This window comes from Nocardioides sp. CPCC 206348 (genome assembly GCF_048654705.1).
GTDB lineage: Bacteria > Actinomycetota > Actinomycetes > Propionibacteriales > Nocardioidaceae > Nocardioides.
In genome coordinates this window covers 1,572-13,877 of record NZ_JBMCZA010000165.1, presented here as the reverse complement: position 1 = coordinate 13,877, position 12,306 = coordinate 1,572, and the positions used below count along the sequence as shown (strand labels likewise).

Sequence of the window (12,306 nt, the reverse complement as noted above, 5' to 3'; positions counted from 1 at the left end):
CTCACGGTGACCCAGGACGGCGACCAGCACCGTTTCCGGATGCGGGTCTCCCTCGACTGACGGCTCGACTGACGGCTCGACTGAGGGCTGGACTGGGGGCTGGACTGACGATCAGGCGCGCGGGCGCCGGTTCGCGCGACCGGTTGCCCGGGCGACCAGTTCCTCACCGTGGGTGACCCGGATGACGAACAGGTCCTCCTTGGTCAGTCGCTCGGCCAGTTCGGCACGGGCGACCAGGGTGTCGCCCGGTCGGGCCGGTCGCAGGTAGTCGATCTGGACCGCGCTGACGACACCCGAGTGTTCGTCGTCGTTCGCCGCAGCCGCCAGTGCGATGCCGGCCAGCGAGAACAGGAACGACCCGTGCGCCGTACCGTGCGGGTTGAGGTAGTCCTCCGACACGACGACCGTGGCCTCGGCACGGCCACCGCCGTGGCCGATCACGTCGACCCCGAGGAAGGCCGCGTAGGCATCGATCCGTGGCGCGCTCATCGGGGCGCATCCACGAAGATGTCGTACTCGAGGTCGCCCGTGCCGCCGTACGCAGCGAAGTCGGAGACGCCCGCTGCGCGCAGGACGTCGACGTCGAGCAGGGTCTGCCCGGTGTACTCCCGCGACGGGTGAGTGAGCACCTCGATGGCCGCGTCCGCGACGATCTGCGGCGAGCGCGCCTTCTCGATCGCGGCGTCGCCCCCGAGCAGGTTCTGTACGGCGGCCGTGGCGATCAGTGTCTCGGGCCACAGGCAGTTGGCGGCGATCCCGTCGTCGGCGTACTCCGCGGCCCAGCCGAGGGTCAGCAAGGACATGCCGTACTTGGCGAGCATGTAGGCCGGGTGCTTGCCGAGCCAGGCAGGGTTCATGTTCAGGGGCGGCGAGAGCGACAGGATGTGCGGGTTGGTGCCGGCGCGCAGGTGCGGCAGGCAGGCCCGGGTGAGCAGGTAGGTGCCGCGCAGCTGGATCTGCGTCATCAGGTCGAAGCGCTTGACGGGCAGGGTCTCGGTGCTGTCCAGCGCGATGGCCGAGGCGTTGTTCAGGCAGATATCGATCCCGCCGAACCGCTCGACGGCGGCGGCAACAGCGGCTTCCACCGACGCCTCGTCACGGACGTCCCCCACGACCGCGAGCGCCTGTCCCCCGGCTTCCTCGATCTCGGCGGCCGCGGTGTGCACGGTGCCGGGCAGGCGCGGGTCCGGGACGTCGGTCTTGGCCAGCAGCACGACGTTGGCGCCCTCACGTGCGGCTGCCAGGCCGATGGCCAGGCCGATGCCACGGCTTCCACCGGACATCATCAGGGTTCGTCCGGCAAGCCGCTGACCGGTGCTGTTCTCGCTCATGGCCCCACCGTTACACACCAGTGACATCCGAGCCAAGAGTGTTAGACGTAGGTCACAACGGATTCCCGTCAGCCGTCGCACACTTGTAAGGTCGACTCACGATGCCTGCCCTCAAGCCCGTCTCCACCCGCTCGGCCCTGCTCACGCTGCTGCTCGGCGCGGAGGTGCCCGCCCTGACGACCCGCGAGCTGATCGCGGCCGCGTCCGTGGTCGGATTCGCCGAGCCGACCGTGCGCGTGGCGCTGTCACGGATGACCGCTGCAGGCGACGTCAACCGCGATGACGACGGTCGCTACCGGCTCTCCGAGCGACTGGCCGAGCGCCAGCGACGACAGGAGCGGGCCACCCACCCCCGCCGGCAGGACTGGGACGGCACCTGGCACCTCGTCGCGATCACCACTGTCGGCCGTACCGCGACCGATCGTGCGGACCTGCGCACTCGCCTCACCGACCTGCGCCTCGGCGAGCTCCGCGAGGGCGTGTGGACGCGTCCGACCAACCTGGAGCTCGACTGGACCGACGGGGTCACCAGCGTCTGCGACAGGTTCGTGGGCTCGACCGTGGCCGACCCCGCAGCACTGGCCTCGCGCCTGTGGGACCTCGAGGACTGGAGCGCGACCGCGCGCGACCTCCTCGATGCGACCAACACGACGGACCCCGTCCTCCGGTTCACCGCGTGCGCCACCGCCGGCCGGCACTTGTTGACCGACCCCGTCCTGCCGGCACCGCTGTTGCCGAGCGACTGGCCCGGGGACGAGCTGCGCGCCTCGCACGTCGCCTACAAGAAGTGGGTCGTCGAGATGCGCCAGAGCCTGGTCACCGACGCCTGATCTCTCTCAGGTGTCAGCCCGGGGCGTCAGCCCGGGATGTCGACCGTCTCGACGGTGAAGCCGTCCCAGTACGTCACGCGATCGGCAGCGAACGCAAGGGAACCCGAGTCGTCGCCAGCAACGGGGTTCACCTGTCCTCGCAGCACGATGCCGCGCTGTTCCGTCGGGCGAAGGTGCACGGGTTCGTCGAAGGTCATGCATCCCTCCGCCCCGGCACCCGCGACCAGGTGCGCAGCGGCCGCCGAGAGGCGGATGACCGATTGTTCGTGGTCCCAGCCAGCGGGGATCGCGACGGGGCCGTCGGGCGTCGTGAGCCCCAGGATGCCCGTGCGCTGCGTCGTCAGCTCGGCCAGGCCGTCGGGGGCGACCGCGGCAAACCGCGGGTCGGCGTCCTGGACGGCAGTCGCATCGTCGAGGTCACGCACGATCGTCGCACTGTCGGGCTGCAGCCGGACGAGCACGAAGTCCTGCGGCATGCCGCGAGTGGGGTGCACGATCGCGTCCCGGACGAAGCCTCCGACCTGCCTCGGGTTGCGACACGCCCAGGACAGGACGGCCGGCGGTACGGCGACCAGGCCGAGCGGCCGAGCGAGCACCGCCTTCACGTCCCGCACCGAGAGCATCGTGGCCTCGCCGGTGAAGGCGACCGCGGTGTTCCCGCTCCGGACGGTCCAGCCGGCTCGGGGGCGCTTGCGCCACACCCTGGCCTTGAGGGCGTGATGGTTGGTGAGGACCCAGATCGCTCCGCCCGCGGCGCCGTAGAGCACCGGCGTCACCAGCGGGCCACGGGCCGTGCCGATGGCGACGTACGCGAGCTTGCCGTCCGCCAGGATGCGCCCGATCTCGCGAGCCTCGGCGGCTGCGTCCGCTCCAGGGTCAGCGGCGTCGCCGGACCCGGCCTGCCCGTCGAGCAGGTCCGGGTCAGCAGCGTGCACAGTGGAAGTCATGGTCCCGTTGTACAGGCGGACGAGCGCCCGCTGGCCGTGGTGTGACGGCACGCACCAGTGATGTCGATCTCCCGGGCTGCGGTGGACTTCAGGCCACGATGCCCGCGACCAGCTCGACCTGGCGCGGGTCATCGCCCGTCGGGATCAGGTTCACCTCGTCGGCACCGATCGCAGCGAAACGGGCCAGCAGCTCCCGCAGCTCCGCCAGCGTGCCTGCGAATCCCGCTGTCGGCGCCAGTGCGTCCACCAACGCCGGCGGCAGCCAGTTCATGTAGTGCCGCAGGTGCCGATGGATCTGGCCACGCGGATCCTCCGACGTCTCGGCGAGGGCGAACCAGAAGGAGGTCGTGAGGCGGGGTGCCGGTCGACCCGCGGCGGCCCAGGCGTCCCGCGCGACATCGAACAGCGCCGCCGTACCAGCGACGTCGGTGCCGTCCAGGGCCATCCCGGCGAGACCGTCGGCCCAACCGGCCGCATGACGCAGGGTCCTGGGACCGTGGGTGCCGACCAGCAATTCGGGGCCGCCGACACGGTGCGGGACAGGGCCGACCGGGCGGGTGGCGCCGGTGAGGTTCTCCCCGCCCCAGACCCGCCGGAGGACGGACGCCCGCCCAGCCATGTCCGCCATCGTCCGGTCCGCCAGGTCCGCGCCGACCGCGGCGTAGTCCTCGTCGCGGCCGCCGACGCCGAGACCGACCGAGAGCCTGCCGTGCGACAGGCGGTCCCCGGTGGCCAGCGCCTTGGCCAGCATGACCGGGTCATGCAGCTGGGGTACGACGACCGTGGTCGTGATGCGTACCCGGCGCGTCCACGCCGCCACCGCTCCGAGCAGGGTGAGCGCGTCGGGGTTGTCGAAGGCGATCCGCTCCCCGAAGCACAGCGAGCTGAACGGCCCGGCGTCGATCAGCCCGGCCCACTCCTGCAGGCAGTCGGGCCCGATGTCGGGCTCCATCACGGGCAACGTCATGCCAACGCCCATCCCGTTCACCGAAGCGGTCACCGCAGTCACCAGACGACGCCGCGGTCCACCACGAGGTTGGCGCCGGTCACCGAGCGGGCGACGTCCGAAGCGAGGTAGAGCAGCGCCTCGGCGACGTCCTCGGGCGGCATGAACCCGGGGATGACCGACTGGCTCTTCGCGATCAGGTCCCAGTTGACCTCGGCGGGCAGGCCCGCGGCCGCGGCCTGGATCATCGGGGTCTCGATGCCGCCCGGTGACACGCAGTTGACCCGGACCCCGCGCGTGCCGAGCTCGACGGCGAGAGCGCGCATGCCCAGCAGGAGCGCGGCCTTCGACGCGCAGTACTGCGCGTTGTACGGCTGGCCCATCACCGCCGAGATCGACGCCACCGACACCACGTTGCCCTTGCTCTCGACCAGCGCCTCGGCGAAGGCCTGGGTGAGCAGGAGCGGCGCGAGGGCGTTGACGTCGAAGTGCTTGCGCAGGCCCGCCGGCGTCAGCTTCCCGAGCTCCGCGAACTGCTGGATGCCGGCGACGTTGCACAGGACGTCGAGTCCGCCGAGCTCGGCCAGCGCGCTGTCGACGAACGCGTCCCGTGCGGCATCGTCGGTGAGGTCGCACCCGACCACTCCCTCGGCCGCGGCGACGTCGGTGGCCACGACACGTGCGCCCTCGGCCCGGAACAACTCGGCAACAACACGACCGAGGCCGCCAGCGGCACCGGTCACGATGACTCGACGATCAGGAAAGCGCATGGCCACACCCTAGAACGTGTTCTAGTTCTTGTCGCCTGCTGCTCAAATATGAGTTGTTCACTGTAGTTTGAGCGGGTGAGTACGAGCGCCGACGCCGGCCAACCCGCCTCCTGCTGCGCCCCGTCGACCGCGACCGACCGCGGCGCGGTGCCGACCCAGGTGGTTGCCCTCGGGATCCGGACCACACGAGGACAGGCGAGGATCCCCGCCGGCACCTTCTGGATGGGCGACAGTCACGGGGACGGCTACGCCGCGGACGGCGAGCTCCCCGTGCACCAGGTTCGGCTGTCGACGTACTTCATCGACACGAAGGCGGTGACGAACGCACAGTTCGCCTCCTTCGCGAAGGCGACGGGGTACGTCACCGATGCCGAGCGCGACGGTGTGTCCGCGGTCTTCCACCTCGCGGTCGACGCTGCCCCGGCCGACATCCTCCAGGGCGCCTCCGGGGTGCCGTGGTGGCTGGCGGTGCGCGGCGCGGACTGGCGCCATCCGGGCGGACCGCGATCGAGCATCGGCGACCTGCAGAACCACCCGGTCGTCCACGTGTCCTGGCGCGACGCGCAGGCGTACTGCCAGTGGGCGGGCAAGCGCCTGCCCACCGAGGCCGAGTGGGAGTACGCCGCCCGTGGCGGCCTGGACCGCGCGCGCTACCCGTGGGGCGACGAGCTCACCCACGGCGGCCGGTGGCGCTGCAACATCTGGCAGGGCGAGTTCCCGCGGCACAACACGCTCGACGACGGCTTCCTCACGACCGCCCCGGCGACGGCCTTCCAGCCGAACGGCCACGGCCTGCACAACATGGTGGGGAACGTGTGGGAGTGGTGCGAGGACACCTTCCGTCCGACCGAGTACGCCGACCGGGCCGGCGACGAACCCGTCGTCGACCCCGTCGCGGCAGAGCCGCCCCACACCCCCGACGCCCAGGTGCGTCGCGTGATGCGGGGCGGCTCGTACCTCTGCCACGACAGCTACTGCAACCGCTATCGCGTCGCCGCCCGCTCGTCCAACACGGCCGAGTCGTCGTCGGGGAACATCGGCTTCCGGTGCGCCAACGACGGGACCTGACTCACGGCCTCAGGCGGCAGCACTCACACGACCGACACACCGTTCGCGGTATCGGTCGGACCCCTCACGCTCACCGATCGCGTCATGACGGCGAACGGTGTGTCGATCGTGAGCTCACGCTCCGGATCGGAATCGCGAACTGCCCCTGATCTGCGTTTCCGCAGGTCAGAGGCAGTTTTAACGTCGGGCTGACAGGATTTGAACCTGCGACCCCCTGACCCCCAGGAATCTGCCCGTCGTAACAACTGGTTGTCTCCAGTGCCGCCTAGGCTCGCGTGGTCTTGGCAACGACGCACGACGCGGCACGTCGTGACGGTTGGTGCTGGTCCGTGTCGTGCTGTCTGTGCCCACACCTGCACCCACATTGGCCCGCGTCCGGCGATGACCAAGAGGTGGTCGGCATTCTCGGCTTGGACCTGCACATGTCGGAGGTGGCGACTACGGTCATCGAACCGAGCGAGGAGGTTAGGGTGGAAGAAGTCGGCAACATCGCGACATGGGCTGGCGTCACGGCTACCTCGCTGACGGCGTTGGCCGCAATCGTCCGATTGGTGGGACCGAATCGCTTGCGAGCCAACCTGAAGCGTGATGCCGAACTTCACGCTCTGCTGCCTGCCGGCGAAGCGAAATCCAGCCTGGAGAGGGCACTCGCACATCAAGCCCAGACACTCCACGATCGCGTGGTTATCGGTCGACAGTTGTCCCAGCGCCAGCGAAGCGTCGGCTACTCAGTAGTCATCATGGCCCTGTCCTTGTTCGTGCTTTTGATGTCCGCGGGATACCGCGACATGTCGGGTGCAGTGGGTTCGACCTGGCGAGTCATCAGCTTCCTCGCGATCGTGAGCATCGTTCTCCTCATCGGTGGCCTGTCCCTGTCGGCGATGCTGTCGGTTACTGAATGGCTGGACCGCAAGACTGTGCCGGAGCCGCCTGCCGAGGTGGTGATCGGGCCGGTTGGGCAACGGGTCGTGCGGGTCTTGCGCTGGGTGTTGCGGCCATGGCTGGACCGCATTTCAGAACGGCGTGCAGCTGAACACGAGAAGGCACGTCGCGATGTTGACGGCTCCGGCATGAAGACCGGCACAGGGTCCTGAAAATCAGGTCCACCCGCATCACCGACGAAATCCGAGATCCAGATCAACGATGTCGGACAAGCTCGGCGTCACCTGGCCATCACACCTCGGTTCCGATGACGCAGATCCTGAGACACCACGGCTCACTGGGATCGATACTCCCTCTACGTGCTGACCCCACATCGTGCGCGTACGACGCCCCCGTCTGCTTCAGCAGGCGGGGGCACTCGTTCGTTGTCACAGGCCCTGTGAATGACCGCCGACGCCACCAGCCCAGGTCAGCCACGATGGGCTCATGGACGACTGATGCGACCTCGACGACGCCCACCTGCTGATCTTCGGCCACCACCCCCACCTGGTGATCGATTGGACGTCGACGCCAGTCAAAGCGGAACCCGTAGTTGCGCGGGCTACAGGTGCTTCTGAGCGCCCATCATCAGCACGAACGGCGGCATCAACGGGTCGGCGAACTTGTACCGGAACCGACGAGTGGTTCCGCGCTTGAGCAAGATTCCCCCTCGCGGCGGCGTCAGGGACGAGAAGTCGTTCATGTGGTGCGCGAATGCCGGGATCTCGTAGTCCCGACCGGTGATCTCACGAAGCTGCTCGCGAACATCAACCGCCCCGAACGTGCCCAATGCATCGCGCTTGGCCCTGGCGCAAGCCAGCAGGACCTCCTCGTAGAGAGTGGCGCGGTTACTCGTGGTGGCGTTGTGGTACTTCTGCCGTGTCGAGTGAACAGCGTCCTCGAGCGCTCCCTCGACGGCAGCCTCGAAGTCCTGAGCGGTCACATTGACCCGGCCGTCCATCACTGCAGCCAAGGCACCCTTGGACGCCAGGAGGTGGGTGTAGTGCGGAAGGCCCAACGACATCGCCGTCACTTGGGCCGTGAAGCCCGGCTCAACCGTCATGCCGCATGCAAGCATTCCGCGGTCGACGATCTCTCCCAACTCGTCATTACCCATTGTCGGCATCTGGATCTGCGTGAGCGACCGGTGCACCGACTCGTGCCCTGTGATCAGGTCATCAACGGTCTCTCCGACCCCGATCAGAACCAGCGTCACCGGGATGGCCTGGTCCGCCAGGATCTTGATCATGTCAGCCATGAGCGGTCGGGTCATAGGGTCCAGTGGCCGGTCGAACTCATCGATGAACAGGACCAACCTGATCTGCGCAGCGAGCTGCGCGAGAAGGCGCCGCACACTGTCGGGCGAAGGTGCCTCTTCAGTGAGAAGCCGACTGGCAGGGAAGCCTGTGATTGTTGGCTGTGGGACAAAGCCGACCCCGCCCGCCGCCTCGTTGAGGTGAATCTCGTCGAACAGACTGCGCCAGATCGACGAAAACGTGTCTTGACTGCTGCAGGTGAAGTACGCCGCGTGGTACATCGAGGACACGTCACCGGAACCGCTGAAGACATCGCTGACCACGCGGGCGAGCGAAGTCTTGCCCACACCTCGATCGCCATAGATCACTGCATGGCGGCCGCTCTGGGCGACAACGTCCATGACTCGATTCAGTTGGTCGCGACGACCAGCGAACACGTCTCGAGTCGTCACCGGCGTGGACGGAGAAAAGTTCACGCCGATGGCGACGCGCATCTGGAATGGGTCGAACTCGGTCACGGCGTACTCCTGGCGGTGCTCGGGGCTCTCGATATCAAAGGGACTGAACACCACATGAAGTGGCATCGTTCTAACATTAGCATGACTTGATGTTAGAACAATGTGGAAACGTCAGTGTTCATCGCCTCCGGACTATCCCAGCACCTGGGCCAGGATGGCTGCCTTCCGTTCCGCCGTCTCAAGGTAACCACCGGCAGCAAGGAGAACCTCGGGCGCGCGCCGATCGAACGGGTGTAGCGCGGCGTCGTACCGTTGCCCGGCCATGAACGAAGCAGCAGCCTCCGGCCCGCACCGTACGCTAGTCGAGTCGGCGGGACCGTGCCCCGCATTGCCCGGGGGACGGTCCTCGCCGGCACCCGAGGCCTCGATCAGGAGGGCGACATGAGCGAGATGACGCTGAAAGACCGCGTCGCGATGTGTGTCGAGCTCGGCATGAGCGAGGACGAAGCCCGCTCCCAGTTCGCTGAGATCAGCGGCTGGACCGACTGCGTCGGCGACGATGCTGACCCGATCGATTTCTGACCAGTCGGGGCACTTGCTTGCCTGGCCTGGCTGCGGCGGTTGAAGGTCGTGTCGTGACCACACAATCGACGCAACTGCTGACCCCGGCTCAAGCCGACGCCTCGGACGTTGGCGCGATGCGCCTGACGGACGTTGAAGCGATCCGGATGAGCCTCGCCCGGATCGCGGCCGATCTGGCTCTGATCGATGCTCGACTCGCTCGCCTCAGCGCGGCCAACGCTGCCCTGCCGGCTCGCTCGTACGCCGTAGCCGGCGGTGACCTCATGCGGATCGAGCAGGTCGCCGAGCGGACCGCCGTCGCGGTCAGCACCTTGCGGCGTTGGCGTCAGGCCAAGACCGGTCCGAAGTCCACCCGCATCGGGCGCCAGGTCGTCTACCGGGCTCCGACGTCGAGACCTGGATCGAGCAACAGTTACCTCGGGCGTGAGCGTGGGGCCCTGTCCCCCCGTGGTACGGAGGCGAGCCCCACGCCACAATTGTACGCCGCACCGCGATTACCGGTCACCTGATTCGGCACCCCATTCCGCGGTCTTCACGGATCAGGTCCTCGAGCTGCGCGACGGTGTACGGCGACGTCGGCGTCCAGGCAGCTTCGGCCGGCTCCCTGGGCGTCATCTGCGCGCACGTCGCGAGGGTGCTGGCGAACGCGATCGCCGCACGTTCCACGGCCTGCTCGTTCCGTGCCTTGAGCGATCAACCAGGTCTTCGCTTCCTTGAGGGCCGACAGGACAGTGTCACGGCACAGCCGCCGCACGTACTGCTCCGAGACGTCGAGCCTATCGGTCACCTGCACCACCGAGAGGTGCTTGCAAGGAGGCACCTCCGAGGCTGCCCGAATGTCGTGAGCCACTGGTTTCGCAGTATCGGCATCGAAACCATCGAGCTCAGCCCGGCTCCGTGCGAGGTCGCGGCGAGCCTGCTTCATCTCGTCTAACGCAGCGGCCACCTGCTCCACAGCTTGGAGATTCTCGGGGTCCGGGCTCTTAGAAAGCCCTCTCAGGCGCGCCGCCGGGTGACCAGCAACCTCCGGCGACTCGAGCGTCTTCAGAATGACCACGCAAGCCAGCGGGTCGACGTGTGCGCCCCGGTGATAGACGCCGCGGTACTTCACTGCGCCTCCGACAATGTGTCGGGGCCCGCGCGTAGGGTCACCGCCACAGCGCCCTGCTGTCCAGCCCGACCACGACCTACGAGGCACTCATCGCGATGACCACCACCGACAACGCAGCCACGCGGCTCGCCGCGGCGCTCCGCAGCTTCTCCACACCGGGTGGTCAAACGCCGGAAAGTGTCCGCGGTTTCGCTCGTGGGCAGAACCGACTCGACGCCTGGCGACGCCACCACGAGTCCGCGGAACTGGTAGCCACTGTCGACCGCATCCTCCAAGGTATGGAGCTTGTTGGGACTGACACCTCGCCTTTCATGGCTGCACTACCCGAATGGTACGCCGGCGTCCACTTCGCGACCCTCCCCTGGAGTTCGAACAACAATCGGAAGGACTCCCCTCGTGACGTGTGTTCCGACAGCAGCCTGAAACTGCTCGACGCACTCGGCCTCGTCATAAAGACCGGCGGCGCCCTGGTCGTCACCGAAGACGATCGCCGGCGCCTCACAGATGTCTTGGCCGAGGCACGCGACCTGATCGACCACGACACCGTTGACCTTCCCGACCTCATACGGGGCTACCTGGCAGAACTCATTCGCCGTGCGCAGATGATCGTGGAGAACCTCGACAAGTACGGCGCCGAGACCGTCCGACAGGTCGCATTCGAGCTCGGCGGCGCAATGGCTGCTCAAGCTGAACGAGCAAACGCCCAGCAGGACGAGCCCCGATCGCGAAGGTGGAGGAGCGTCGCCACCCATCTGGTTGCCGGCTTCGTCGGCGGAACCGGCGGTGGAGTCGGCGAGATCGCCGCGATGGAGGCGTTCAAGCAACTCGGCGGATCCTGACCACTTCCGCAATCCCGCAACGAGTATGACGCCGCTGTAGCCCCGAGGAATAGACGATCTATGACCAATGACCACGACGCCATGCCCCACCGAATCAACGCCGTCCGAGTCGGCCTTCTCTCTGGCGCGGCGATCCTGCTCGTGGTCTCGGCAGCGTGCCTGATACTCGCGGCCACCGGTGGCCAAGTTAGCGACCTGCCCGGCTGGATCGAAGCCCTCGCGACACTCGCCGCTGTGGTGGCAGTCATCGTGGCCTGGTTCCAACTGAGCGACGGCCGCGAGGCCGCAAGGGCCGCCGCTGAGCAAGCCGCGCAAACCGCGCTGGATCAGGCCCGACCCTATGTCCTCCTTGGCGTGGAGATCGGTCACGACACCATCCACTCCATGGACTTGGTTCTTCAGAACATCGGCGCTGGCCCGGCCTACGACGTCGTCATCAGCGTCAATCCACCGCTTGAACGATCCCAAGAGGTCGACGGCGAAGAGCTCGCTCAGGCCCGCCTCTTCACGCGACCGATCGCCATGATGCCGCCGAAGTATGAACTCCGTTCGTGGTTCGACTCCCCAACCGAAAGGTACGAGCGCAAGGACCTCCCAGAGGTGCATGAGATAACGATCAGCTACCACGACAGCCGCGGGCACAGCTGGACTGAGACCACTGCTCTCGACCTCAGCATCCCTAACGGGCTGCTGTTCACCGAGCGCTACAACATGCACCACATCGCAAAGGCTGTGCAAGGAATCGAGAAGCACATCAAGGGATCTCCCCTCACCAAGGGCACGGTGGAGGCCATCGTCGAAACCCGAGGTGAACGCGACGATCGCGTACGCGTGGAAAGGGACGCTCGGCAGGCGCGTTTTGATGCGTTCAAAGCCAGGCAGACAGCAGTTCAGGCTGACACGACCAGCGTAGATGTACCCACCGCCGCAACGGAGGCGTGACCCCTCTCCTCGCACCCGAGCGCGTGTGACCGAGCCATGCGCAGGGCACTTCGGAGTGCGTAACACACTGGTCGTTCTGTCCGACGGTAGTCTGCGTACTGCGGCAAATGGATCAGATCATGAGCGCTCGGACGGTTCGCCGCCGTCCAGGCAGTGTAGTGCGACGCGCTGGCCTTGGAGCAACGGTCGTGGATCTGCGGAAGAGCCTCGACCGCTTCCAGCTCCGGTCCCTACCTTGGCTGGTAGTGGCGCCCTGAGCCCCCGCGCGTGGCGAACAGTTCACTCAACTCGACGGCACTCCGCCC

General features: G+C 67.3%; 13 protein-coding genes. 7 read left to right on the top strand and 6 right to left on the bottom strand.

Annotated features, from left to right (window positions below; all coding sequences use genetic code 11):
• Window positions 1-111 precede the first annotated feature (111 nt).
• Window positions 112-489 carry a hotdog fold thioesterase gene (locus tag ACOADB_RS12620; RefSeq protein WP_378598898.1) on the bottom strand — a complete coding sequence of 126 codons (378 nt, stop codon included), beginning with the start codon at window positions 487-489 and terminating at the stop codon, window positions 112-114.
• Window positions 486-1,331 (bottom strand): SDR family oxidoreductase, encoded by an 846-nt coding sequence (locus ACOADB_RS12615; protein WP_378598895.1) that lies wholly within the window; start codon window positions 1,329-1,331, stop codon window positions 486-488. Before ACOADB_RS12615 ends, ACOADB_RS12620 begins: the two co-directional genes overlap by 4 nt.
• Window positions 1,332-1,432: 101 nt before the next feature.
• Between ACOADB_RS12615 and ACOADB_RS12610 the strand changes: the two genes are divergently transcribed.
• A complete protein-coding gene (locus ACOADB_RS12610) occupies window positions 1,433-2,161 on the top strand; it encodes a PaaX family transcriptional regulator C-terminal domain-containing protein (RefSeq protein WP_378598892.1) in 729 nt (242 codons plus the stop codon).
• A gap of 26 nt (window positions 2,162-2,187) precedes the next feature.
• On the opposite strand, the gene ACOADB_RS12605 is transcribed toward ACOADB_RS12610, so the two are convergent.
• The 3 genes from ACOADB_RS12605 to ACOADB_RS12595 all read right to left on the bottom strand — a co-directional run bounded on the left by ACOADB_RS12605 (window position 2,188) and on the right by ACOADB_RS12595 (window position 4,824).
• Window positions 2,188-3,108 carry a hypothetical protein gene (locus ACOADB_RS12605; protein WP_378598889.1) on the bottom strand — a complete coding sequence of 307 codons (921 nt, stop codon included), beginning with the start codon at window positions 3,106-3,108 and terminating at the stop codon, window positions 2,188-2,190.
• 88 nt (window positions 3,109-3,196) lie between these two features.
• Window positions 3,197-4,075, bottom strand: a complete 879-nt coding sequence (locus ACOADB_RS12600) for an LLM class flavin-dependent oxidoreductase (RefSeq protein ID WP_378598886.1) — start codon at window positions 4,073-4,075, stop codon at window positions 3,197-3,199.
• A gap of 38 nt (window positions 4,076-4,113) precedes the next feature.
• Entirely contained in the window at window positions 4,114-4,824 is a 711-nt protein-coding gene (locus tag ACOADB_RS12595; protein ID WP_378598884.1) for an SDR family NAD(P)-dependent oxidoreductase, read from the bottom strand.
• A 75-nt stretch (window positions 4,825-4,899) separates the two neighbouring features.
• On the opposite strand from ACOADB_RS12595, the gene ACOADB_RS12590 reads away from it, so the two are divergent.
• Entirely contained in the window at window positions 4,900-5,892 is a 993-nt protein-coding gene (locus ACOADB_RS12590) for a formylglycine-generating enzyme family protein (protein WP_378598881.1), read from the top strand.
• Window positions 5,893-6,284: 392 nt separating this feature from the next.
• Window positions 6,285-6,986 (top strand): hypothetical protein, encoded by a 702-nt coding sequence (locus tag ACOADB_RS12585; RefSeq protein ID WP_378598878.1) that lies wholly within the window; start codon window positions 6,285-6,287, stop codon window positions 6,984-6,986.
• A gap of 389 nt (window positions 6,987-7,375) precedes the next feature.
• Here ACOADB_RS12585 and ACOADB_RS12580 read toward each other — a convergent pair whose 3' ends face one another.
• On the bottom strand, window positions 7,376-8,587 hold the full coding sequence (locus ACOADB_RS12580; protein WP_378598876.1) for an ATP-binding protein: 1,212 nt from the start codon (window positions 8,585-8,587) through the stop codon (window positions 7,376-7,378).
• Window positions 8,588-8,968: 381 nt separating this feature from the next.
• On the opposite strand from ACOADB_RS12580, the gene ACOADB_RS12575 reads away from it, so the two are divergent.
• From ACOADB_RS12575 to ACOADB_RS12560, 4 genes are all read left to right on the top strand, one after another.
• Window positions 8,969-9,109, top strand: a complete 141-nt coding sequence (locus ACOADB_RS12575; protein ID WP_378598873.1) for a hypothetical protein — start codon at window positions 8,969-8,971, stop codon at window positions 9,107-9,109.
• A gap of 116 nt (window positions 9,110-9,225) precedes the next feature.
• A complete protein-coding gene (locus ACOADB_RS12570) occupies window positions 9,226-9,618 on the top strand; it encodes a helix-turn-helix transcriptional regulator (protein WP_378598870.1) in 393 nt (130 codons plus the stop codon).
• A gap of 697 nt (window positions 9,619-10,315) precedes the next feature.
• Complete coding sequence (locus tag ACOADB_RS12565; RefSeq protein ID WP_378598867.1) at window positions 10,316-11,059, top strand: hypothetical protein; 744 nt, start codon at window positions 10,316-10,318, stop codon at window positions 11,057-11,059.
• Between the two features lie 60 nt (window positions 11,060-11,119).
• Window positions 11,120-12,001 carry a hypothetical protein gene (locus ACOADB_RS12560; protein ID WP_378598864.1) on the top strand — a complete coding sequence of 294 codons (882 nt, stop codon included), beginning with the start codon at window positions 11,120-11,122 and terminating at the stop codon, window positions 11,999-12,001.
• Window positions 12,002-12,306 lie beyond the last annotated feature (305 nt).